Here is a 22,214-nt window from a genome sequence, read left to right on the forward strand (position 1 = left end):
TACACTGTCTATTTTTGTTAATTTGTATTTTCGTTATGTTTTGGGAGTGGAAAGGCATTCCCAATAGCAGCTGCACCAAGCATTGGCAATAGTAAATTAAGCGGGAAAAACATAAGTAATAGCAATGTAATAGCTATTGGCTTTCGTAACGCATAGCTCGAAATTGCTGTCGTTACGATAGCAACGGACGCTACTGGATCTATAGGAAGAATAGATGCTATAGCGTATCCAATACTTGATCCGGAAAATATAATTGGGAATATATGTCCACCCCGCCACCCTGTGTTCAAACAAACGGCAGTAATACACAACTTTAAAATCCCTGAAAGAAGTAGTATCCAAAAAGATAAATGGCTCCATTCAACAACTAACTCTTTTAATTGATGTTCCCCTGAAAATAATGTGTACGGAAGAAAAGTTCCTGCAATTCCTAATAAAATGCCACCGATAATTCCGAGTGTCAGCTTGTATTCCCTAAAAGGGTGAATTAACTTCTCTAATGTGAATTCTAACTTGAAATAAAAGAAACCAACTATAGCACCGATACTAGCAAGTGGAAGAAATGCGATCCATTCATTGAAAGAAAGTGCACCTTCCCCGAAATCAACAATAAAGGATCCACGATTATCGAGTTTACTCAGTAGTAAATAAACAGAAAAACCTGCGAAAGTAGTAGCTAAGTATACAATTGCCTTTTTTCCTTTAGAAAAAGCAGCAATTTGTTCCCCCTCATTTTCATTCGGTGCTAAATAACCGAATAATGGTGCGTTAAAAATGACACTTAAAGTAGCGCCAATTCCAATCTCGGTTAGCTCATTCATACCCTTTAAGGCAAATTTAAAGCGATCCCCTACCCATGTGCACAGTCCGCCTATAATTCCAACTAGTGCGGCTTCTGGACCAAGACTAGCTCCGAAAATTAAAACAATAATCGCTGTTAAAGTAGCCTGATGGACAAAGCGATATTCGATTCGACCAGTTTTTTTATATTCAGTCATTACTTCAGGCATAAGGCGTGGATATATACCGAAATATTTTTGTGATAGACCAACGAGGACCCCGCCAATTATTGTTACGCAAAGGGTGTAATAAGAGGGATAAGAGAGAACTTCAGGCAAGTATCCCCAAATAAAGTGGATTCCAATATTTATTGTGACTAAAAATAACCAGACTGTAGCTCCTACTATAGATCCTAGAAGAATGCCATATAGAGCAAGTATGTACTGCATATCTTTTTTATTTGTCATGTTATACCTCCGTTATGTAAATCTCAGTAGGGAAAAAGTGAAATATACTAGTGGAAAATGGATTGAATATATATAGTATCTTTTTGAGAGGACCGCCTATTCAACATATAGGCTGAATTTTAGAGAATTTGAATTTATAGGTTAAATTACTTATTTAATTTTATAGACTGATTTGAGTTTTTTAAAGGTCTTTTTTGAAATAGACTAGAATATATTTCTTTTGTTGCTTTATATGAAACTGTTAACATTTATTTTAGAACATTCAGAAAAACTGTTTGACATTAGGAAATTATTGCTATAAAATCAACGGTAATTGCATAGTCTTATCAAGAAAAGGTGGAGGGACAGGCCCGATGAAACCTTGGCAACAGCCGTATAACGGAATTGTGCCAAATCCTGCAGGTAGTAATCCTGAGAGATAAGAAAGAGCCTTTAGAGCGTGTTTTCAAACTGCTCCTTTCTTGTTTTCAGGAAAGGGGCAGTTTTTTATTTTGTATAAAAGAAAGGAGAATGAGAGATGGGGGAATCATGGGGAAAAGGAACGATTTGTGTGCAAGGTGGCTATACGCCAAAGAATGGTGAACCACGTGTTTTACCACTTTATCAAAGCACAACGTATAAATACGATACTTCGGATGATTTAGCAGCTCTATTTAACTTAGAGGCAGAAGGATATATTTATACGCGTATTGGAAACCCTACTCTAGCCGCATTTGAGCAGAAGTTATCAGATTTAGAAGGCGGTGTAGGAGCTGTTGCAACGGCTTCTGGGCAAGCAGCTATTATGCTCGCAGTTTTAAATATTTGTAGTAGTGGGGATCATTTACTTTGCTCTTCAACTGTTTACGGGGGAACGTTTAATTTATTTGGGGTGAGTTTACGTAAGCTTGGCATTGATGTTACGTTCTTTAATCCAAATTTAACGGCAGATGAAATTACGGCACTTGCTAACGATAAGACGAAACTTATCTATGCAGAATCATTAGGAAATCCAGCGATGAATGTTTTAAATTTCAAAGAATTTTCAGCTGCCGCTAAAGAATTAGAGGTACCTTTTATCGTTGATAATACATTAGCAACTCCTTATTTATGCCAAGCGTTTGAATATGGGGCAAATATTATTGTTCATTCTACGACTAAATATATCGATGGGCATGCGAGCTCTTTAGGCGGTATTGTAATTGACGGTGGAAACTTTGATTGGACAAATGGAAAATATCCTGAGCTTGTTGAACCAGATCCAAGTTATCACGGTGTAAGTTACGTTCAAAACTTTGGTGCAGCAGCATATATTGTGAAAGCACGTGTTCAACTATTAAGAGATTATGGAAATTGTATGAGCCCATTCAATGCATATATTAGCAATATTGGCTTAGAGACTTTGCATTTACGAATGGAGCGTCATAGCGAAAATGCTCTGGCAGTTGCTAAGTGGCTTGCTAATCATGAACGTATTGAATGGGTGAATTATCCGGGATTAGATAGTAATGAAAATTACTCGTTAGCACAAAAGTATTTGAAAAAAGGTGCTAGTGGGGTTTTAACATTTGGTATTAAAGGGGGATTAGAAGCAGCAAAAGAATTTATCGCAAATGTAAAACTAGCAACTCTTGTAACGCACGTAGCTGATGCACGAACTTGCGTTATACATCCCGCTAGTACGACGCATAGACAATTAAATGCTGAAGATCAGCGTTTAGCTGGTGTTACATCTGATTTAATTCGTTTATCGGTTGGTATAGAAGATGTTTCTGATATTATTGCAGATTTGGAAGCAGCTCTAGTTGGAGGCAAAACACATGCCGATCATAATTGATAAAGATTTACCGGCTCGCAAAGTGTTGCAAAAAGAAAATATTTTTGTAATGACGAAGGAGCGAGCAGAAACACAAGATATACGCGCTTTGAAAATTGCTATATTAAATTTAATGCCAACGAAGCAAGACACAGAGGCACAATTACTTCGCTTAATTGGAAACACACCGTTGCAATTAGATGTTCATTTACTTCATATGGAATCACATCTGTCTCGTAATGTAGCGCAGGACCATTTAACGAGCTTTTATAAAACGTTTCGTGATATTGAAAATGAAAAATTTGATGGGCTCATTATTACAGGAGCACCAGTTGAAACTCTTTCTTTTGAAGAAGTAGATTATTGGGAAGAGCTTAAACGTATTATGGAGTATTCAAAAACGAATGTAACATCTACGCTCCATATTTGCTGGGGGGCACAGGCTGGTTTGTACTATCATTATGGTGTTCCAAAGTATCCCCTTAAGGAAAAAATGTTCGGTGTATTTGAACATGAGGTTTGCGAGCAACATGTGAAATTGTTACAAGGATTTGATGAATTGTTTTTTGCTCCGCATTCTCGTCATACAGAAGTACGAGAGAATGATATTAGAGAAGTGAAAGAATTAACATTGTTAGCAAACTCTGAAGAAGCAGGTGTTCACCTTGTTATTGGGCCAGAAGGAAGGCAAGTGTTTGCCCTTGGACATAGCGAATATAGTTGTGAGACGTTAAAACAAGAATACGAACGAGATCGTGACAAGGGATTAAATATTGATGTGCCAAAAAACTATTTTAAACATAATAATCCAGATGAAAAGCCGCTTGTTAGGTGGAGGAGTCATGGTAATTTATTGTTTTCTAATTGGTTGAATTATTACGTGTATCAAGAAACCCCTTATATATTGTAAAGAAAGATTGTGTAACACGTGGCAACGTTTTCCTTGTAAAGATTAACTTATATTTTTCCGAATGTTCAAAATACATTGTTTTTCAGATTTTTTACTCATATAATTTCATCTAAACACAATTTTTGAGGGGTGGACAGTACCATGAAAGAAATTCAAGTTGGGTTATTAGGTCTTGGGACAGTTGGCAGTGGTGTGGTTCGTATTATTACGGATCATCAAGAACGACTCATACACCAAGTAGGTTGTCCAGTGAAGGTAACGAAAGTATTAGTGCAAAACATTGAGAAAGAGAGAGAGGTAGAGGTACCTTCTACTCTATTAACACAAGATGCAAATGAAATTTTAGATAATCCAAATATTGATGTTGTCATCGAAGTGATGGGTGGCATTGATGATGCAAAATCATATATTTTACAAGCTTTAAAAAGCGGAAAGCATGTTGTAACTGCAAATAAAGACTTAATGGCATTACATGGAGCTGAATTATTAGCGACAGCAAAAGATAATAAGGCTGATTTATTCTATGAGGCGAGTGTGGCAGGAGGAATTCCAATTTTACGCAGTATCGTAGAAGGACTTTCCTCAGATCTTATTACGAAAGTAATGGGAATTGTAAATGGAACGACAAATTTTATTTTGACGAAAATGTCAGACGAAGGGAGAGCATATAACGACGTGTTAAAAGAAGCCCAACAACTTGGATTTGCAGAAGCAGATCCAACATCAGACGTAGAAGGTTTAGATGCAGCAAGAAAAATGACGATTTTAGCTACTCTCGGTTTCTCTACAAATGTAGAGCTTGGAGATGTGAAAGTAAAAGGGATTACCTCTATTACAGAGGAAGATATTGAATACAGTAAGAGCTTAGGTTATACAATTAAATTAATCGGTCTTGCAAAACGAGATGGTGAAAAATTGGAGGTTACAGTTGAACCAACTTTACTTCCAAATACACATCCTCTTGCGGCAGTACAAAATGAATATAACGCTGTGTATGTGTACGGTGAAGCAGTTGGAGAAACGATGTTTTATGGACCAGGCGCAGGAAGTTTACCGACAGCGACAGCTGTTGTTTCGGATTTAGTTGCTGTAATGCAAAATATTAGATTAGGGGTAACAGGAAATAGTGCTGTAGTCCCACAATATCAAAAAGTATTAAAAGAGCCAGACGAAATTGTCGTGAAAAAGTTTTTAAGACTGCATGTAAAAGACGAAATTGGTGTATTTGCAAAAATTACTTCATTGTTCTCTAAGCGTGGCGTTAGCTTTGAAAAGATTATTCAAATGCCGCTTGAAGAGAAAGGAAAGGCTGAAATTGTAATTGTAACGCATCGTGCGTCTCTTGCTGATTATGATTATATTCTACATACGTTGCAAGGGTATGAAGAAATCGATTGTTTGAAAGCGAACTATCGAATTGAAGGGGATGCTAAGTAGTATCTCTTACCATAAAACAGAAAGAGCCTATTAAGCAGCTTGCTTAATAGGCTCTTTTCTATTTAAAATCTGCGTACCAACTTGAATAAATGCTTGGATAATCCAGCCTGTCGTAAAGGATAAGATGATTGTTCCAAAATAGATAGGTCCATCTAATAAAAAGCTTAACGTTAAAAATAAAAAGGCTAATGAAATCTCTGTTCTTCTAAACGTCCATTTTTTCTTTTCAGCAACCGTTAAAACGAAAGCTTCTTGAGGCGCTGCGCAAAGGTTTGTAGAGACGTAAAGACCAATTCCAGCTCCAACGAATAGATTTCCGCAAATAAGTGTTATATATTTTGGAAGAGAGCGGATAGCGTCCATAATAGTTGTAATGGAACCAATCCAATCAACAAAAAGAGAAATAAGAACCATCGTTACAATTGTACCGATTGTAATTTGTTTTTTATTCCAAAAGAGTACGATAAGTGTAAAGGCAAAGTTAATCATGAAAATCCAAAAACCAATACTTATCCCAAAATTTTGATATAGTGCAATAAAGAAGGAATCATAAGGACTAAGTCCAAAGGAAGTAATTGTCGTCATCATATTAATACCGAGGGCAAGAATGAGTAAACCGCTAATGAAAAATATATATTCTAATTTGAATCGAAGCATAGTTGTATATCCTTTCTAAATGTATTTGCTAGGAAAGGATATATTGTGGAAAGCTTACCAGGTCAAGGGAGAATTTTTGTGAGAAGGGGAAAATGAGATGACAAATATAAGAAAGATTGCTGAACTTGCTGGAGTATCTGTTTCAACTGTTTCACGTGTACTAAATAATCATCCGTACGTAAATGAACAGAAACGAAAAGAAATTTTAGCGATTATAGAAGAATTAAATTACACGCAAAACGTGAATGCAATTCATTTAGTGAAAGGAAAAACGAATGTAATTGGCGTTTTATTGCCACACGTAAATGATCAATATTATAGCGCTATTATCGAGGGAATATCAAAAGAAACAGCAAAGAATAATTATAATATGATGCTTTGCCAGACGAATTATAGCGAAGAAAGAGAACTAGAAATTTTAAATATGTTAAAAATGAAAAAGCTTGATGGGGTTATTATTTGTTCTCGGGCAAATAGTAAGGAGAAGCTTGAAGAATATACGAAATTCGGCCCGATTGTTATGTGTGAAGAAATAGATTCGAAGTATATTTCAAGTGTCCATATCGATTACTACAAAGTATTTTCACGTGGGATGAAAAGCTTAATAGATGCCGGTCATACACGTATTGGATATTGTATTGGAAGAAGTAATAGCGTTAATAGCCAAAGACGAAAGAAGGCGTACGAAGATTCGCTTCAACAGAGTATCGTAACACCGTTAGAGACCTGGAAATTTGAGGGGTGTTTTACAGTGGAAGATGGACGCAATGTAATTAGAGAATGGGCTCATATGTCAGTAAAACCGACGGCGTTCCTTGTATCTTGTAACCATATTGCAGCGGGGATGGTTACAGAAGCAAAAAAACAAGGAGTTCGTATTCCAGAGGATATTACGATTATCGGGTGTGATGATCAAGAGGTGGCAGATATATTGGGTATAACGACGATTTCGCATTCTAGTAAAAACGTTGGAGTAAAAGCGTTTGAATTATTATATGAAAAGATTAATGAAGAGAAATTAGATGTGAAGCATATAGAGTTATTACCAGAGTTAGTAGATAGAGAAACGACATAATTGAGAAGGTGTGAAAATCGCTTTTCAAAATTTCGTTTGGTATAATTATGGACAATCTATGAGGGCTAAAAGGGGTTTTGATATGAGATCAAAAGTAGTAAAAGTAATTCTACTCATTACAATTGCATCTTTCTGTTTATTTGCATATGGCTTTGTTTCAGGTGTAAATGATGTATTAAATCCGAAAGCTTCAAATTTAATTAAAAAGACCGATGTAGTGGCAAAAGAGAAAAAGAAAACGGGAACGTTACAAATCGTTAGTTTAGGTGATTCATTAACGCGTGGCGTTGGTGATAAAGAAGGAATTGGCTATGTTGGGCGAATGAAAGAGGATTTACAAAAAGATTATAAGCAAAAAATTGCATTAACAAATTTAGCAGTTAGTGGTGCAAAAATGCCCGATTTATTAAAACAAATTGAAAGTAGTGGCGCTCAATATTCAATTAAGCAAGCAGATGTAATCGTGTTAACGATTGGCGGGAATGATTTGTTCCCAGGCTGGGAATCGCTCGGGAAAATAGATTTAGAGACGTATCGTCCTGATACAGAAACGTTTCAAAATGAAGCAAAGAAAATTATAGAAGAAATTCGTAAATTAAATGCAAATAGTCCGATTTTTTGGCTTGGTTTATACAATCCTTTTGAAGATGTAGAAGATTTAAAAGGGTCTTCAAACATTGTTGTGGACTGGAATGCATCTTTAGAGAAGTTAGCGCTAAACGATAAAAATGTGTATATTACACCGACATTTGATTTATTCCAAAACCGTGGGAAAGATTTATTATACTCTGATCATTTTCATCCGAATGAAGTAGGTTATACGTATATGGCAGAACGTTTAGTTCAAAATGTTGTAAGTAAATTAAAACTAGAACAAGGAGGGGTAAAATGACGACGATACTTTCCGTACGAGACTTGAAGAAAGTAATTGGAAACAAGACTCTTGTAGAGAATATTTCCTTTGATGTAAAGCAAGGAGAAGTGTTCGGGTTCCTAGGACCAAACGGTGCTGGAAAGACGACTACCATTCGAATGTTAGTCGGATTGATTAAGGCGACAGAAGGTAAGATTTCTATCGGTGGTTATTCGATTAAGGAAAATTTCAGAGAAGCGATGCGTCAAATTGGGAGTATCGTTGAAAACCCAGAGTTGTATACATATTTAACAGGATGGGAAAATTTAAAGCAATTTGCTCGTATGTTAGGTGATATATCAGATGAACGTATTATTGAAATTGCTGAAATGGTTCATTTAGATGAAAGAATTCATGACAAGGTAAAAACGTACTCACTTGGTATGAAACAACGCCTTGGAATTGCACAGGCGCTCCTTGGGAATCCTAAATTGCTTATATTAGATGAGCCAACGAATGGTTTAGATCCAGCTGGGATTAGAGAACTTAGGGAATTTATACATAAGCTTGTGAAAGAAGAAAATATGAGCGTGTTTATTTCAAGTCACTTGCTAAGTGAAGTGCAAATGATATGCGATCGCGTTGCTATTATTCATAAAGGAAAGATGATAACAGTTGCCAAGGTTGAAGAATTAATTAAAACGGCAAGTGATCGTGTAGAATGGATTGTTACACCGATTTCTAAGGCGAAAGATATGCTAGAAGCGGCCGAGGAAATAAGAGAAGTGAGTGTAAAAGGTGAGCGATTACTATGCCGCATGGATATTGCATCTATAAGTAGTTGGAATAAACACTTTGTCGAAAATGAAATAGATGTACATAGCGTTAAGGAGCTTGTATTTACGCTAGAAGATTTATTTATTGAACTCACAAGGGGTGAGCAGCATGCGTGAATTTGCGAATCTAGTTTTAAATGAATCAGAAAAGATTTACCGCAAGAAACGTATTTTTGTTGTCATGCTTATTTTAGCAATCTTGATCCCGCTTTTTGTGTACGCGCAGTATCGTGAAATAGAAACGACACAAAAAAGACTCGGTACAACTGATTGGAAGGTTTCATTGCAACAGCAAATTGTTGATTCTCAGAACCGGTTGAACAATTCTAGGTTGCCAGAAGAATGGCGTGATTGGTTAAAGGTAAGAGTTGAGCAACAACAATATTATTTAGATCATGATATTAACCCGATGGCACCGGGTGCACCGACTTTTGTCAGAGCATTTATTGAACAAGGAATTACATTGTTTATCCCGCTTCTCGTAATGATTGTCGCTATTGATATCGTTTCAGGAGAACGAAGTGATGGGACAATGAAGATGTTACTTACGCGGCCGATTCGGCGCTGGAAAATACTCCTTAGTAAATACGTGACGATGTTATTTTTCATTTCGCTCATACTGTTTCTTGTAGGTTTGTTTGCTTACATATTATCAGGGCTTGTATTTGGATACTCGGGATGGAATTTACCTGTTTTAACAGGATTCGTCATTGATAAGGAAACGTTAAATACGAACTTTGTGCATCTTATTCCGCAGTGGCAATACATCTTAATGGCGTATGGACTAGCCTGGTTTGTTGCTATCGTTGTCGGAACTATATCATTTATGGTCTCTGTTTTAATTCGTAATACACCAGCTGGTATGGGCGTTATGCTAGCTGCATTAATTGCAGGCGGTATCTTAAGCTCGTTCGCAACATCTTGGGAAGGTGCGAAATATATTTTTAGTGTGAATTTATCATTAACGGATTATTTATCAGGAAAATTACCTGCATTACAAGGCTTATCAATGGGATTTTCTTTGATGAATTTAACTGTTTGGGCAGTTGTTTCCCTTATTATTTCGTTCGTAGTATTTACAAAACAGGATATGTTGAATTAATTAGACAGGATGTGACAGTATGGAAAATGTTTTAAAGAATGATTGGGGACCATTATTGGCACCAGAATTTGAGAAAGAGTATTATCGTACTCTATCCAGTTTTTTGACAGAAGAGTACAGCACGCATGTTGTTTATCCGAAGGTAGAAGATATTTTTAACGCTCTTCAGTATACAAGTTATGAAAATACAAAGGTTGTTATTTTAGGGCAAGATCCATATCATGGACCGAATCAAGCGCATGGTTTAAGTTTTTCTGTACAACCTGATGTTAAAACACCACCATCATTGTTAAATATGTATAAAGAACTTCGAGATGAATATGGTTATGAAATCCCGAATAACGGTTATTTAGTAAAATGGGCAGAACAAGGAGTATTACTACTAAATACCGTATTGACAGTTCGTCAAGGCGAAGCAAATTCTCATAAGGGAAAAGGATGGGAGCACTTCACAGATCGTGTGATTGAACTGTTGAACGAACGTGAAAAGCCAGTTATTTTCATATTGTGGGGGCGCTATGCGCAGGCGAAGAAGAAGTTAATTACGAATCCGAATCATCATATTATCGAATCTGTACATCCAAGCCCATTATCGGCAAGACGTGGTTTCTTTGGTAGTAAGCCATACTCTAAAGTAAATACGATTTTAGCTAATATGGGAGAAAGAGAAATTGATTGGGAAATTCCAAATTTATAAATAGAAAAGGTAGTTAACAGTCGTTAACTACCTTTTTATTATTGTTGTTCGTTCTTTAATTTTGCATCTAGTACAAAAGTACCAAATGGGATAACTGATGAAACGAATGCTCCAAGTGCCCATAAAATTGATTTACGGTGTACGATTGTTACTTGAATTACTGCAAAGATGAATAGAATAAACAGAACACCATGAGCCATGCCTGTAATTTTAACAGCTGTTGCAAATCCTGCGAAATATTTCAATGGCATTGCTACAAATAATAGTAATAGGAAAGAAATACCCTCAACTAGTCCAATTGCTCTTAATCGTCCGATTGGTGTAGATAACATAAAGTAGCCTCCTTTAACGTATGCTTGTATATAGTAAATTTGTATTCTTTTTCAAAATAAAATAGTCTATTTTGTTTCATTATATACAAAAAGAAAGTTTACACTACGAGAATAGTGCAAAGTTCAAAATATAGTCACAAAAGCATGAGAATTTAAATAAAAACCTATTTGAAGTATTTGACTTCAAATAGGTTTTGTGAATGAAAATATTAAACAAGTACATCCGTTTTTAAAACGAATTTCTCTACAACTTTTGCGACACCATCATTCATATTTGTATCTGTTACGTAGTTTGCAATTTCTTTAATATCATCAGGTGCATTGCCCATTGCAACACCAAGACCAGCAAATTCAATCATTGCTTGGTCGTTATAACTATCGCCCATTGCGATAACTTCTTCACGCTTAATGCCAAGCTTTTGAATCAGTTTGTTTAAGCTCGTTCCTTTTGTAACACCGGCTTCAGTAAATTCTAAGAAGAATGGTTTCGAACGCATCACGCTTAATTGGCCTTCTAGTTGTTGTTGTAGTTTTGATTCTACTATTTGTAAGTGTTCTGGATTTTCTACCATTAATACTTTTACAACTGGTTGTTGTACAGCTTCTTTCAGATTATTTACTTCTACAATTGGCATACCTGTAATTTGACCTTCAATTTCTGTATAAGAGTTGTTTTTTTCAGTAATAATATCGTCACCAATGTATGTGTGGATCCAGACGTTTTCTTCTTCACTAATATCGTATAGACTGTGAACGATTTCAGGAGATAACGTACTACTGAATAATTCTTCATCTGTTTTACAGTTAATAATTTTTGCACCGTTAAATGAAAGAATGAAGCTACCATACTCTTCTAAATGTAGTTCTTTTGCGATTGTACGCATTGCGAATGTTGGACGTCCAGAAGCAAGTACAACCTTTACCCCTTGCTCTTGTGCAGTCATTAACGCTTCTTTCGTACGAGGTGAAATAGTATGGTCATCACGTAATAAAGTATCATCTAAATCTAAAACAATCATTTTATAAGTCATATAGAAAATTCCTTTCTTTAATTGAAATCAAAATACATGTTCATGAAGATGTTGAGGAATAATAGTAAGACATCAAACCTCTTTGAAAAGAAGTAGATAAATCATTATGAGTGTGTTGCTCATAATATCGGTTAATAATCATTGGGGATGGATAAAACCCCAATGATTCAAGTTTGATTTTATCGTAACAACTCTAAAGGTAGAGTGCAATAATGGAAGTTTTCCAATTTACGATATTTGTTTTGCTGTGGAACGAGAAAATAGTATTTCTAGCAAAATGGCCATTACAGATCCAAGAACGAGACCGTTACTTAAAAACGATGCTAGAAATGGTGGAAGTGTGGAATATGCTCCTGCTGGAACAAACATAACTCCGACTCCTGTGAAGATTGAAAGACCGGCTACTTTAAATAATTGTTCTTTATCCTGGACAGTTTCGTATTCTCGAAAGGCGAGGCCAATCATGCTTGCGAATACAGGATAAATAGCGGCATAACCAACTGCAACAGGGATTGCTGCAAAGAATGAAGTAATCTTTGGGAATATACTAACGACAATAATAAAGCTTGACCCTAATATAAAAGGGAGACGTTTATAAATATTAGTCGTTGCAATAAAACCTGCTGATCCAGAAATAGCGACAGGTCCAATAGCTGAAAACAGGCCGCCTAGCAATTGGTTGATTCCTGTTATAATGCCGGCTTGTTTAAAACGATCTGATGCAGCATTTTCTTCATATTTAGAGACAACCTTTTGTACAACGCGAATACTTGCTAACATATTTGTTAGAAGTAAGAGTGTAACAAATATGACCGTAATTACCATGTTCCATTCAACACGAGGCATGCCGAAAACAAATAAGGACGGAAAACGAATTATGTCTGTCACTGGTGTTATTGGATTAGATAATCCGAAGCATGCGAATAATATCCAGCCGCATATGATACTGAAAAGAACGGAATATTGTCCAATAATAGGTAGCTTCATGATGAAAAAGGATAGTAAAATAACAATGAGTGAAAGAATAAATACATTAGGTTGTACTTCTGTATGTTTTCCATCAAGGCCAAACATTCCCTTTAAGAAGGAGCCACTGAGTTGCGCGACAAGAAGAAATAAATACGTTCCAATGACTGTCGGTGTAAAATAGCGAACGAGTTTATCAATAAGTCCAAAAACGCTAAGAATAATACAAATAATACCGCTTAATAAGAAAGCATATTGAAGAACTTTAAGTGTCTCATTGCTTGATCCAAATAATACGACGCCTAAACTTGCGTAAAGGGAGAAAATTCCCCACCAAAGGCCAGCAGGACCTTCTTGAATAGGAAGTTTATGCCCAAATATAGCTTGCAAGAGACCAGCAAAGCCTAGAACAAATAATGTTCTTTGTACAAATGCAATGGCTTCAGCGCCATCAAGACCGTAACTAGTTGCGACACTAATTGGTACAATAAGGCTTCCAGCTAAAATAAATAGTGCCCATTGTAAGGCGGAAAGAAATGTCTTCATTATATCAACCTCTTTCATAGATTCCGTATCTAGTATATACGTATTTTATTTCCACTGGCAAAGATTGTAGATAGAGAAAAGAGTTGAAACACGGTATGAATGCACGTAAGCAATTATGGATAGCAGTTATATGTATGACTTTTGTTGTAATTCTAGGAACGATAGGATTTATGACAATTGAAGAGATTAGTTTGTTTCAAGCATTTTGGATGACGATGATTACTGTATTGACTGTTGGATACGGAGATGCCGTTCCTGTAACGCAAGCAGGGAAAGTATTTGCGCTCCTTATTATTCCTGTTGGTGTAGGTATTGTTACGTATGCAATTGGGGTAGTGGCAGCTATGATTATTGAAGGGAATTTATTTCATGCAGTACGGAGGAAGAAGATGGATAAACAAATAGCGCAGTTGAAAAATCATATTATAGTATGTGGTTGCGGTAGAGTGGGGCTTCAAGTTGTACATGAATTGCAAGAAAAGAACATTCCATTTGTCGTTGTTGATAAAGATGAAAGTATATTGGAGCAGGAAAAGCTTTTATTTGTACATGGAGATGCAACGGAAGATCAAGTATTACATAATGCCGGAATTTTAAAAGCAGCTGGTTTAGTTGCTATTGTTGCAAATGATGCCGAAAATGTATTTATTACATTAACAGCAAGAGGATTAAACGATACGATTAAAATTGTGGCGAGATCTGAAAAGCCAGAAACTGAAGAGAAATTAAGGCGTGCTGGTGCAAATAAGATTATTAATCCATCTAGTATGGCAGGTATTCATATAGCAAAAGGTATTGCAAATCCATTAACCGTTCATTATATTGATACAGTGTTGTATGGAGTAGAACAGTCATTTGTCATTGAAGAAATTCTAGTTGGCAAAGATTCAATACTAGTCGGTAAATCGTTACTAGAGAGTAATGTAAGGAATCAGTTTGATGTAACGATATTAGCGATTTCAGGAAATGGTAATATTATACATAATCCAACAGGGCAGGAAAAATTACAAGAACATGATATGATAATAGTATTTGGTTCAGTAGAGAAACTGGGACAATTTGAGAAAGAATTACAAAGTACGAGGTGATAAGGAATGCAAATATCTAGTGACAAGATTTTAAATAAAATGGCGAATGAAATTGCGAAGGCAAAAAGTAGCGAAGGACAAAAGTCAAAAGAACATTTATTAGTTGTGCGTGCTTTATGCGATTTACTATTAGATGAACAGGTTGAATCTTCTACGTATAGGGAGCCGCAAATTCAATCGCAAGTAATTGGATCACAGCCTATAACAACAGTTCAACCAGTTATACCAGTTTCTGGAGAACCTGTGTATATAAAAGAAGAAGGTGCAAATGGTAATTCTTTATTTGATTTTTAAGAATTAAATCGTTTGGCTTATATGAAAAAATTGCTTATGATAAAGGTAAAAAAGGGGAATTAAGATGAAAATTTTCTTTTTACTAGGTTGTATTGCAGCGGGGCTATCTGTTGCGTTAGGGGCCTTTGGAGCACACGGTTTAGAAAATAAAATTTCTGCGAAAATGTTAGAAGTTTGGAAAACAGGCGTTACATATCAGATGTTTCATGCAGGTGGATTATTCGTAGTTGCTTTATTGATGGATAAGGTTCAATCATCACTTTTAACTACTGCTGGTTGGCTAATGGTAGCTGGGATTATTATGTTCTCAGGTAGTTTGTATGCATTAAGTACGACAGGCATTAAGTTCTTTGGCCCAATTACACCTCTTGGTGGTGTAGCGTTTATTGTGGCGTGGATTCTAGTAGGGACTGCAGTTGTAAAAGGATTATAAAAAACAAAAGCTGGCATTTGCCAGCTTTTTTTATGGTCTTGGAGTATAAGTTGCTTGTTGACTAGGTAAATACGTAATTTCTTCTGGAAATTCTACGTAATCTAAGTAGATCATTAATAGTAAATAGCGTTTTCCTGATTGCGGTTCACTAATAACGATATGGTCACGGCCGGCTGCTTCAATAATACCTGTATAAGATTGTGTACCAAGGGAACTGCCACGTTCATAAGTCATTACAACTGTAGCTTGCTTACCTTTGTTTAAACGAAGGATATTTTCAATATAGGATTGCTCTAGAGGTAACATGCCTTGAGAAATTGCATATTGAGCTTGTGCAGCTTGAGCTGTTTGTTGTTGCATTGCTTGCTGTTGTTGTTGAGTCATTTGTTGTGGTTGGACATAAGTTCCAGATGGTTGATAAAAACCTGTTCCATAGTACGGATTTTGTTGCTGTGCCATTCAAAAATCCCTCCTCATTTTTATTCCTTAATATACGCTAGGGCAGTCTCCAGCAGATGGCTGGAAGAAGCAGTGCTTTTTAAAGCGACCAGAGTTTTGTTGGTTATACCAAGTTGGTGGACAAGGACCTTCAGGTCTAAAGAACCATAAGGCAAAGTTGGCAGGCCAAAAACGTTGCCCTTGAATGGTCCGTCTCGCCAGGGCAATATCTTGTTCACGTGCCCGTTGATAAAAATATCCTTTTTGCGTTGCTTCAAAACCGCCGGGGTTTTGATAAACCATTTGACGTAAATTACGAATGCTTTTAAAGTCTAAACAATTTCCGCGGACACGATTTACTCCAACGTTTCCGACCATTAACATTCCTTGTTGCCCTTCTCCTTCGGCTTCAGCACGCATCAGTCTAGCTAACAACTTTACATCTTCTTCGTTATAAGCAATAACACCCATTATGTGTCACCTCTCTTTTTGTAATACCTTTTGGAAAGAGGTTTATTTCTAGATGAAGTGTGGAACAATTACTAGTTCATACGTATGAGAAAAAGGACTCAGATATGACAACCAAACGAAGTTTTACATTGAGAGAGGAAAATAAAAAAGCTAGCGTGAGCTAGCTTTTCATCATTAAAATACTTTAGACCATAAGTTTGAGAAGAAATCTCCAATAGAGCGCATTGTTAGCACAAACCAATTGGCTTTTTCAACTTCCTCTGTTGTTTTTGCAGTAACTTTCATACTTTTACTACCGTCTAAGAAACCATATTTATCAGTTGATTCTAAAGTAATTGAGCCTACTTTGGCATCTTTCTTAACAGGAGCAACTAAATGTCCATCTTCAGCAAGAGATTTATCTAATTCAGTCCCAATTTTATAAGGATCTTTGCTACCTTTTTTCGCAATTACTGTTATTTCTTTTTCAGGTGCAACCGTTACTTGATCTTCTTTCCCTTTTACTACAGAGATTGTGTTATTTTTATCAACCTTGAGCTTTTGTTTTTCGAAGTTATTAAATCCATATTCGATTAATTCACGAGATTCTGTGAAGCGCTCGTCCATTGATTTCGTTTTAATAATAACCGAGATAAGACGTAAATCACCGCGTTTCGCAGTAATAGTAAATCCATATCCAGCTGTATCAGAACTTCCTGTTTTTAAACCATCAGTACCTTCATAAGCGAAGGCAGCTCCTGGTAACATCCAGTTCCAGTTTTCCATACGAATTGGTTTTGGATGATTGTCTGGGAAGTTTCTAAATCTTTGTTTTGTATCCTCTAGCATTTCTGGATACTTTGTAATCATTGCTTTTGAAAGTATACCCATATCGCGAGCTGACATAGAGTTTTCTGCATTTGGATCAGTACCCTCGGGATGTTTCCCTTTTAAGTCAGCGTTATTTAAACCAGTAGCGTTTACAAATTTATATTTCTTTAATCCTAGCTTTTTTGCATGTTCATTTGCAAGATTTAAGAAGTTTTTCTCACTTCCTGCAAGAAGTTCTGCTAAAGCAATACTAGATCCATTTGCAGAGAATATAACAATAGAATGATATAATTCTCTTACAGTATATTGACGTCCTTTTTCGAACGGTACATTAGAGAATTCATTATTACGAGAGACTTCATAAGCGTAATCGGAAATATTTACTTTCGTATCCCAAGTAATTTTCCCTTCTTTAATTGCTTCTAAAACAGCGTAAACAACAATTAATTTTGACATACTAGCAATAGCTAGCAGTTCGTCTGGGTTTTGTTCATGCAGTATTTTCCCTGTATCTGCATCAAATAGAAGTGCAGCAGCAGCTTCTATTTGTATTTTTTCTTCCGCATGGGATGTTGTTACTTCTAAGGAAGAAATTGACAACAGAAGCGCTAGTAAAATAGACAAGATTTTCTTCATATAAATTATCACCTTCGCATCGTTATTAGCATATAGCTCGTACCATTTTAGCATGAATTTGGATATAGAAAAGTTACAATTTTGTAAGGAATTTGTCGGTTTTTGTTCGAATTTGCGGGAAAAAGGAGTTTTTTGAGGAGAAATATAGAGGGAAATAAAAAAAGGGACGAATTTCGTCCCTTTTTCAATATTATATGTGTAAAAATTTCTCTACTTTTTCGTCTGGTAAGATGTTTCCAACGAAGAATGTTCCGAATTCACCATAACGAGCACTTACTTCATCAAATCGCATTTCATATATAAGTTTCTTAAATTGAAGAACATCGTCAGCGAATAATGTTACGCCCCACTCGAAATCATCGAATCCAACAGATCCTGAAATAACTTGGCGTACTTTCCCTGCGTATTGGCGACCAATCTTGCTGTGACTGTACATCATTTTTTTACGCTCTTCCATAGGAAGCATGTACCAGTTGTCATCACCTTGGCGACGCTTATCCATTGGATAGAAGCAAATATGATTTGCTTTCGGTAATTCAGGATATAAGCGAGCTAAAATTTGTGGATTTTGATATGGATCCTCATCAGCTGGAAGGTAGTTGCTTAGTTCAACAACAGATACGTAAGAATATGCAGGAACCATATATTCAGCTAATGTTGTTTTATTCAATTCTGTCTCAATTTCATTTAACTCTTCCATTGTTGGACGTAAAATCATAAGCATAATATCAGCTTTTTGACCAACAACTGTATACATTGCGTGACTACCTTTTTTCGCAGTAGCTACTTCGTTCCATTTTTCAACGACATTTAAAAATTCAGACACTGCTTGTCCGCGTTCGTCGCTAGATAATGTTTTCCATGCAGCCCAATCAATAGAACGTAAATCATGTAAACAATACCAGCCATCTAACGTTGTTGTTGCTTCACTCATTCTATTCACCTCAGTTAATGATAGTTTTACACGTTAACTATAGCATATATAGTTTTAAAATCATCTATATAAAACCTTGGCGCATAAAATTGTCACATTTAAGTGTTTAAGCGAGGTGAATTTAACGGCTGAATTTTATGAAAATATAATCATTTTTATTTTATCTATTTTTTGGGAGCTATAAGTTTAAAATATAGAAGAAAAGCAGTATTCTTAAAGATAGAGTTTTTTAACATATGTAGGAGGGTTTATTCGTGAGCAACTTATTTACAACAGTAAAAGAAAAAGTTCAAGGAAAAGGCATTTCTATCGTACTTCCTGAAGGAACTGATGAAAGAATTTTAGGCGCTGCAGAGCGTTTAGCAAAAGAAGAGTTAGTAAAACCAATCTTAGTTGGTAATAAGGAAGAAATTAGCGCAAAAGCTGCTAGCATGAATTTAACATTAGCAGGCGTTGATATTTACGACCCAGCTACATACGAAGAAATGGATGCAATGGTAGCATCTTTCGTTGAACGCCGTAAAGGTAAAGCAACTGAAGAAGACGCTCGCAAAATCCTTAAAGACGAAAACTACTTCGGTACAATGCTTGTATACATGGGCAAAGCACACGGTTTAGTAAGTGGTGCAGCTCACTCTACAGCTGATACAGTTCGTCCGGCACTTCAAATTATTAAAACAAAACCAGGCGTTACAAAAACTTCTGGCGTATTCATCATGGTACGTGAAGAAGAGAAATATGTATTCGCTGATTGCGCAATTAACATTGCACCAAACAGCCAAGATTTAGCTGAAATCGGTATCGAAAGTGCGAAAACTGCTGAGTTATTCGGCATTGATCCACGTGTTGCTATGTTAAGCTTCTCTACAAAAGGTTCTGCGAAATCTCCAGAAACAGAAAAAGTTGGAGAAGCAACTCGCATTGCAAAAGAAATGGCTCCTGAGTTAACTTTAGATGGAGAATTCCAATTCGATGCTGCATTCGTACCATCTGTAGCTGAGAAAAAAGCTCCAGGTTCTACAATTAAAGGTGATGCTAACGTATTCGTATTCCCAAGCTTAGAAGCTGGTAATATCGGCTACAAAATCGCTCAACGTTTAGGTAACTTCGAAGCAGTAGGACCAATCTTACAAGGTTTAAACATGCCTGTAAATGACCTGTCTCGTGGATGTAACGAAGAAGAAGTGTACAAGTTAGCTTTAATTACAGCAGCTCAAGCACTTTAATTCTAAAATGAATTAGTATGGAAAATGACCACCCTTAGGGTGGTCATTTTTATTTTTCTAAGCCAAGTGCTTTATTATTACGATCAATAATACGTTGTAAATTCGTCTCATATAAAGGAATCTCATCTATTGTTAATTGAGATGGTGTTAACTTTGGAGCGAATTGCTGCAATGTTTTTAAAAGACGCATCATTAAATCTTGTACTGTAATGGTTTCGCCAAGTAATTCTGAGAGTGAGGCCATCGTACTTGGTACAATTTCAGGGTACGTAAAGCGTGTTTCTTTTCCTTGAATTGCTAGGTTGTAGAAATCACGAACGAGTGCGGCACGCTCAGAGCCACTTCCGGTAGCACAGAGATAAATTTGGACAGCGACACCGCCGCGAATACGACGTTGTGAAATACCAGCGAATTTTTGATTGCGAATACTTAAGTCATAACTACCAGGACAGTAAGAGCCAACAATTTCTTTTGCCTCGATAGTAACGTTGTAATCCTTTAACATCTCCTTAATTAAATGCCACATCGTATCGTATCCAAGATCAATATCGATACCTTTTTCTGTTTCTTGGAATAAAAGTGATACGTTTAAAACACCTTCATCAAGCACGACTGCAAGCCCGCCAGAATTACGAACAATAACATTGAAGTTGTGTTGTTTTAAAAAAGAAATACCTTCTTCTAAATGCGGAAGGCGTGAATCTTGAATGCCAAGGACAATTGTATTGTGATGAACCCAAGAACGCATTGTTGCGGCTGAATTGCCATTTCCAATGCTTGTGCATAATGTGTCATCCATTGCGAATGACTGAAGTGCGTGGAATGTTGGTCCCAAACTAGACTGATCTACAATGCGCCACTCTGGCTGAGATAAAATGGAACGGGAATTGCTCATATAACTAACCCCTTATCTTTAAAATGACAATCTCTATTATAGCAAAAAATGAAGAATGGAGTTTTCTCACATATAAAGGGGGAGCTTAAAGGTGAAATAATAAAAAGGATGCATTACATGCATCCTTTTTATTCTGCAATTTTTTCTAAATTACCGTTTCGGTCCATTCGGAAAGATGTTTGAGAACGTTCTTCGTCATCCATGACTGCCAATTTACGAGCTCGGTTCATAATGTTCATAAGTGTTTCGTAATCTTCTTGTACAGTATGAGATTGCTTTTCTAACTTTTCTAGTTTCTTTTCTAGTTCCTCATTCCGAAGGATTTGTGCTTTAATTTCTTGTTTCAATCTCGTATTCTCGTTTTCAAGAGCTGTCACTTTTATATTTGAAGATCCGACTGTTTGTAAAAAATAAATAACATCTTGCATTGTCATAGAGCTTCTTGCAGCAGGAGCAGTAGATTCTTGATATGGAATAGCTTCTTTATATTGTACGATTGATTCCTCTTGTACTAATTCTTCATAATCAGTTATCGAATCTGAAGCTGGTGGTGTATAAAGTAAACGTTTTTTCGCTTGTTCACCGCTTGCAGCACGCATTTTATCTTTACGATGTTTTTTTGCTAGTTGAAGAGCTTGTTCATAGCTATAGCGAACGACAGCATTCCAGCGGAAACCACAAGCAGCAGATGTACGATTTAACTGATCTCCTACTTCCTCAAATGCATTTAATTGCGTACTTCCTTCTCGAACATGACGAAGTACCGTTTCAGCAAGTAATAAATCATCCTCATCTGTCCAAGCATCTTGTCTTACTTTCATAGATTCAACTCCCTTTCTTTTTATGAACTTCCTATTTTTATAATGGGCAAAAAAATAAACTTTTATACAAAGCTTTTAAAAATATGGTAGATTTCGATGAAAGGTAAAAATTTTCCCATGAATGGTGAGCGCTTCTGTAGGAGAGCATATAAATATGTAGCATTATGTAGAGAATAGGCTTTGTAGGGAAACTTGCAACGAGCTTCAAAGAGCGGTAAAATACCATTTAGTGTTTATTTTTAAACGAACTTGAGAAAAGTTTAAAATAGAGGAAGTGTTATATAATGGGAAACGAATTTCGCGTGTGCGATGACTGTCAGGCAACGAACGTTAAAACGTTAGTTCCGAAGTTAAAAAAAGTAGATTCATGTGCAACGATTGAAGTTGGATGTCAGTCTTACTGTGGTCCTGGTCGTAAAAAATCATTCGCATTTGTAAATAACCGTCCAGTTGCGGCTCCAACAGAAGATGAGTTAATCGTAAAAATTGAAGCAAAGTTAAATAAGTAAGAAAAAGAAGAGTGAAAAGATTACTCTTCTTTTTTTATGCCCATAAGAGGAAAGATTTATTCTGCGAAAGTACTCTTGTGTGGACGAACGTTTTCTAAAGGATGGATATAACTTTTGTATTAAAGTTCCAATTTATATAAATTTATATTTCAAAATAATGGTTGACAGTCTTTTA

The 22,214-nt window shown here is 36.2% G+C and carries 24 protein-coding genes and 1 riboswitch; of the genes, 13 read left to right on the forward strand and 11 right to left on the reverse strand.

What is annotated here, in order from left to right; translation table 11 throughout:
- Positions 1-17: 17 nt before the first annotated feature.
- Entirely contained in the window at positions 18-1,247 is a 1,230-nt protein-coding gene (locus ACQRBL_RS26790) for a chloride channel protein (protein ID WP_000182472.1), read from the reverse strand.
- A gap of 320 nt (positions 1,248-1,567) precedes the next feature.
- Positions 1,568-1,672: riboswitch (SAM riboswitch) on the forward strand.
- Positions 1,673-1,764: 92 nt separating this feature from the next.
- On the opposite strand from ACQRBL_RS26790, the gene ACQRBL_RS26795 reads away from it, so the two are divergent.
- From ACQRBL_RS26795 to ACQRBL_RS26805, 3 genes are all read left to right on the forward strand, one after another.
- Positions 1,765-3,063 carry a bifunctional O-acetylhomoserine aminocarboxypropyltransferase/cysteine synthase gene (locus ACQRBL_RS26795; protein ID WP_000504786.1) on the forward strand — a complete coding sequence of 433 codons (1,299 nt, stop codon included), beginning with the start codon at positions 1,765-1,767 and terminating at the stop codon, positions 3,061-3,063.
- On the forward strand, positions 3,047-3,952 hold the full coding sequence (gene metA / locus ACQRBL_RS26800) for a homoserine O-acetyltransferase MetA (protein ID WP_001121531.1): 906 nt from the start codon (positions 3,047-3,049) through the stop codon (positions 3,950-3,952). Before ACQRBL_RS26795 ends, metA begins: the two co-directional genes overlap by 17 nt.
- Before the next feature lie 141 nt (positions 3,953-4,093).
- The gene (locus ACQRBL_RS26805; protein WP_411995851.1) at positions 4,094-5,389 is read left to right on the forward strand and encodes a homoserine dehydrogenase; all 1,296 of its coding nucleotides are present in this window, start codon (positions 4,094-4,096) and stop codon (positions 5,387-5,389) included.
- A 30-nt stretch (positions 5,390-5,419) separates the two neighbouring features.
- Here ACQRBL_RS26805 and ACQRBL_RS26810 read toward each other — a convergent pair whose 3' ends face one another.
- Positions 5,420-6,046, reverse strand: coding sequence for a YczE/YyaS/YitT family protein (locus tag ACQRBL_RS26810; RefSeq protein WP_411995850.1), 627 nt, complete (start codon positions 6,044-6,046; stop codon positions 5,420-5,422).
- A gap of 97 nt (positions 6,047-6,143) precedes the next feature.
- Here ACQRBL_RS26810 and ACQRBL_RS26815 point away from each other — a divergent pair, with 97 nt between their 5' ends.
- Genes ACQRBL_RS26815 through ACQRBL_RS26835 form a run of 5 tightly spaced genes read left to right on the forward strand, consistent with a single transcriptional unit; the run spans position 6,144 to position 10,609 of the window.
- The gene (locus ACQRBL_RS26815) at positions 6,144-7,121 is read left to right on the forward strand and encodes a LacI family DNA-binding transcriptional regulator (protein WP_411995849.1); all 978 of its coding nucleotides are present in this window, start codon (positions 6,144-6,146) and stop codon (positions 7,119-7,121) included.
- A 10-nt stretch (positions 7,122-7,131) separates the two neighbouring features.
- Positions 7,132-8,013: an SGNH/GDSL hydrolase family protein gene (locus tag ACQRBL_RS26820; RefSeq protein WP_015055217.1), complete on the forward strand. Its 882-nt coding sequence runs from the start codon at positions 7,132-7,134 to the stop codon at positions 8,011-8,013.
- A complete protein-coding gene (locus ACQRBL_RS26825; protein WP_023523592.1) occupies positions 8,010-8,927 on the forward strand; it encodes an ABC transporter ATP-binding protein in 918 nt (305 codons plus the stop codon). Before ACQRBL_RS26820 ends, ACQRBL_RS26825 begins: the two co-directional genes overlap by 4 nt.
- Entirely contained in the window at positions 8,920-9,912 is a 993-nt protein-coding gene (locus ACQRBL_RS26830) for an ABC transporter permease subunit (RefSeq protein ID WP_023523591.1), read from the forward strand. Before ACQRBL_RS26825 ends, ACQRBL_RS26830 begins: the two co-directional genes overlap by 8 nt.
- 19 nt (positions 9,913-9,931) lie before the next feature.
- Positions 9,932-10,609 (forward strand): uracil-DNA glycosylase, encoded by a 678-nt coding sequence (locus ACQRBL_RS26835; RefSeq protein WP_023523590.1) that lies wholly within the window; start codon positions 9,932-9,934, stop codon positions 10,607-10,609.
- A 38-nt stretch (positions 10,610-10,647) separates the two neighbouring features.
- Here the strand turns inward: ACQRBL_RS26835 and ACQRBL_RS26840 are convergent, their stop codons facing one another.
- The 3 genes from ACQRBL_RS26840 to ACQRBL_RS26850 all read right to left on the reverse strand — a co-directional run bounded on the left by ACQRBL_RS26840 (position 10,648) and on the right by ACQRBL_RS26850 (position 13,484).
- On the reverse strand, positions 10,648-10,941 hold the full coding sequence (locus ACQRBL_RS26840) for a DUF3817 domain-containing protein (protein WP_000953396.1): 294 nt from the start codon (positions 10,939-10,941) through the stop codon (positions 10,648-10,650).
- A 209-nt stretch (positions 10,942-11,150) separates the two neighbouring features.
- Positions 11,151-11,972: a Cof-type HAD-IIB family hydrolase gene (locus ACQRBL_RS26845; RefSeq protein WP_411995848.1), complete on the reverse strand. Its 822-nt coding sequence runs from the start codon at positions 11,970-11,972 to the stop codon at positions 11,151-11,153.
- Positions 11,973-12,200: 228 nt separating this feature from the next.
- Complete coding sequence (locus tag ACQRBL_RS26850) at positions 12,201-13,484, reverse strand: purine/pyrimidine permease (protein WP_000847031.1); 1,284 nt, start codon at positions 13,482-13,484, stop codon at positions 12,201-12,203.
- Positions 13,485-13,579: 95 nt separating this feature from the next.
- On the opposite strand from ACQRBL_RS26850, the gene ACQRBL_RS26855 reads away from it, so the two are divergent.
- From ACQRBL_RS26855 to ACQRBL_RS26865, 3 genes are all read left to right on the forward strand, one after another.
- Positions 13,580-14,572 carry a potassium channel family protein gene (locus ACQRBL_RS26855; protein WP_411995869.1) on the forward strand — a complete coding sequence of 331 codons (993 nt, stop codon included), beginning with the start codon at positions 13,580-13,582 and terminating at the stop codon, positions 14,570-14,572.
- 6 nt (positions 14,573-14,578) lie between these two features.
- On the forward strand, positions 14,579-14,866 hold the full coding sequence (locus ACQRBL_RS26860; RefSeq protein WP_001167346.1) for a YwdI family protein: 288 nt from the start codon (positions 14,579-14,581) through the stop codon (positions 14,864-14,866).
- 64 nt (positions 14,867-14,930) lie between these two features.
- A complete protein-coding gene (locus ACQRBL_RS26865; protein ID WP_000688315.1) occupies positions 14,931-15,299 on the forward strand; it encodes a DUF423 domain-containing protein in 369 nt (122 codons plus the stop codon).
- Between the two features lie 30 nt (positions 15,300-15,329).
- Here the strand turns inward: ACQRBL_RS26865 and gerQ are convergent, their stop codons facing one another.
- The 4 genes from gerQ to hemQ form a co-directional block, all read right to left on the reverse strand.
- Positions 15,330-15,758 carry a spore coat protein GerQ gene (gerQ, locus tag ACQRBL_RS26870; protein ID WP_000068652.1) on the reverse strand — a complete coding sequence of 143 codons (429 nt, stop codon included), beginning with the start codon at positions 15,756-15,758 and terminating at the stop codon, positions 15,330-15,332.
- A gap of 27 nt (positions 15,759-15,785) precedes the next feature.
- A complete protein-coding gene (cwlJ, locus tag ACQRBL_RS26875) occupies positions 15,786-16,208 on the reverse strand; it encodes a cell wall hydrolase CwlJ (RefSeq protein WP_000538168.1) in 423 nt (140 codons plus the stop codon).
- 174 nt (positions 16,209-16,382) lie between these two features.
- Positions 16,383-17,654, reverse strand: coding sequence for a serine hydrolase (locus ACQRBL_RS26880; protein ID WP_065485967.1), 1,272 nt, complete (start codon positions 17,652-17,654; stop codon positions 16,383-16,385).
- Positions 17,655-17,844: 190 nt separating this feature from the next.
- On the reverse strand, positions 17,845-18,588 hold the full coding sequence (gene hemQ, locus ACQRBL_RS26885) for a hydrogen peroxide-dependent heme synthase (protein ID WP_001287595.1): 744 nt from the start codon (positions 18,586-18,588) through the stop codon (positions 17,845-17,847).
- 254 nt (positions 18,589-18,842) lie between these two features.
- Between hemQ and pta the strand changes: the two genes are divergently transcribed.
- On the forward strand, positions 18,843-19,814 hold the full coding sequence (gene pta / locus ACQRBL_RS26890) for a phosphate acetyltransferase (RefSeq protein WP_411995847.1): 972 nt from the start codon (positions 18,843-18,845) through the stop codon (positions 19,812-19,814).
- 49 nt (positions 19,815-19,863) lie between these two features.
- Here pta and ACQRBL_RS26895 read toward each other — a convergent pair whose 3' ends face one another.
- Both ACQRBL_RS26895 and ACQRBL_RS26900 read right to left on the reverse strand, forming a co-directional pair.
- Positions 19,864-20,709 carry a lipoate--protein ligase family protein gene (locus tag ACQRBL_RS26895; RefSeq protein ID WP_000071953.1) on the reverse strand — a complete coding sequence of 282 codons (846 nt, stop codon included), beginning with the start codon at positions 20,707-20,709 and terminating at the stop codon, positions 19,864-19,866.
- A 128-nt stretch (positions 20,710-20,837) separates the two neighbouring features.
- Positions 20,838-21,530 carry an RsfA family transcriptional regulator gene (locus tag ACQRBL_RS26900; protein WP_000868358.1) on the reverse strand — a complete coding sequence of 231 codons (693 nt, stop codon included), beginning with the start codon at positions 21,528-21,530 and terminating at the stop codon, positions 20,838-20,840.
- 284 nt (positions 21,531-21,814) lie between these two features.
- On the opposite strand from ACQRBL_RS26900, the gene ACQRBL_RS26905 reads away from it, so the two are divergent.
- Positions 21,815-22,039 carry a DUF1450 domain-containing protein gene (locus tag ACQRBL_RS26905; protein ID WP_000526079.1) on the forward strand — a complete coding sequence of 75 codons (225 nt, stop codon included), beginning with the start codon at positions 21,815-21,817 and terminating at the stop codon, positions 22,037-22,039.
- Positions 22,040-22,214 lie beyond the last annotated feature (175 nt).

This window comes from Bacillus sp. AF62 (genome assembly GCF_050312695.1).
Lineage (GTDB): Bacteria > Bacillota > Bacilli > Bacillales > Bacillaceae_G > Bacillus_A > Bacillus_A cereus.

Excerpts from the sequence above, each read along its gene's own strand:
- ACQRBL_RS26790 (WP_000182472.1), bottom strand. The coding sequence starts at position 1,247 with ATGACAAATAAAAAAGATATGCAGTACATACTTGCTCTATATGGCATT.
- ACQRBL_RS26795 (WP_000504786.1), top strand. The coding sequence starts at position 1,765 with ATGGGGGAATCATGGGGAAAAGGAACGATTTGTGTGCAAGGTGGCTAT.
- metA (WP_001121531.1), top strand. The coding sequence starts at position 3,047 with ATGCCGATCATAATTGATAAAGATTTACCGGCTCGCAAAGTGTTGCAA.
- ACQRBL_RS26805 (WP_411995851.1), top strand. The coding sequence starts at position 4,094 with ATGAAAGAAATTCAAGTTGGGTTATTAGGTCTTGGGACAGTTGGCAGT.
- ACQRBL_RS26810 (WP_411995850.1), bottom strand. The coding sequence starts at position 6,046 with ATGCTTCGATTCAAATTAGAATATATATTTTTCATTAGCGGTTTACTC.
- ACQRBL_RS26815 (WP_411995849.1), top strand. The coding sequence starts at position 6,144 with ATGACAAATATAAGAAAGATTGCTGAACTTGCTGGAGTATCTGTTTCA.
- ACQRBL_RS26825 (WP_023523592.1), top strand. The coding sequence starts at position 8,010 with ATGACGACGATACTTTCCGTACGAGACTTGAAGAAAGTAATTGGAAAC.
- ACQRBL_RS26830 (WP_023523591.1), top strand. The coding sequence starts at position 8,920 with ATGCGTGAATTTGCGAATCTAGTTTTAAATGAATCAGAAAAGATTTAC.
- ACQRBL_RS26835 (WP_023523590.1), top strand. The coding sequence starts at position 9,932 with ATGGAAAATGTTTTAAAGAATGATTGGGGACCATTATTGGCACCAGAA.
- ACQRBL_RS26840 (WP_000953396.1), bottom strand. The coding sequence starts at position 10,941 with ATGTTATCTACACCAATCGGACGATTAAGAGCAATTGGACTAGTTGAG.
- ACQRBL_RS26845 (WP_411995848.1), bottom strand. The coding sequence starts at position 11,972 with ATGACTTATAAAATGATTGTTTTAGATTTAGATGATACTTTATTACGT.
- ACQRBL_RS26850 (WP_000847031.1), bottom strand. The coding sequence starts at position 13,484 with ATGAAGACATTTCTTTCCGCCTTACAATGGGCACTATTTATTTTAGCT.
- ACQRBL_RS26855 (WP_411995869.1), top strand. The coding sequence starts at position 13,580 with ATGAATGCACGTAAGCAATTATGGATAGCAGTTATATGTATGACTTTT.
- ACQRBL_RS26860 (WP_001167346.1), top strand. The coding sequence starts at position 14,579 with ATGCAAATATCTAGTGACAAGATTTTAAATAAAATGGCGAATGAAATT.
- ACQRBL_RS26865 (WP_000688315.1), top strand. The coding sequence starts at position 14,931 with ATGAAAATTTTCTTTTTACTAGGTTGTATTGCAGCGGGGCTATCTGTT.
- gerQ (WP_000068652.1), bottom strand. The coding sequence starts at position 15,758 with ATGGCACAGCAACAAAATCCGTACTATGGAACAGGTTTTTATCAACCA.
- cwlJ (WP_000538168.1), bottom strand. The coding sequence starts at position 16,208 with ATGGGTGTTATTGCTTATAACGAAGAAGATGTAAAGTTGTTAGCTAGA.
- ACQRBL_RS26880 (WP_065485967.1), bottom strand. The coding sequence starts at position 17,654 with ATGAAGAAAATCTTGTCTATTTTACTAGCGCTTCTGTTGTCAATTTCT.
- hemQ (WP_001287595.1), bottom strand. The coding sequence starts at position 18,588 with ATGAGTGAAGCAACAACAACGTTAGATGGCTGGTATTGTTTACATGAT.
- ACQRBL_RS26895 (WP_000071953.1), bottom strand. The coding sequence starts at position 20,709 with ATGAGCAATTCCCGTTCCATTTTATCTCAGCCAGAGTGGCGCATTGTA.
- ACQRBL_RS26900 (WP_000868358.1), bottom strand. The coding sequence starts at position 21,530 with ATGAAAGTAAGACAAGATGCTTGGACAGATGAGGATGATTTATTACTT.
- ACQRBL_RS26905 (WP_000526079.1), top strand. The coding sequence starts at position 21,815 with ATGGGAAACGAATTTCGCGTGTGCGATGACTGTCAGGCAACGAACGTT.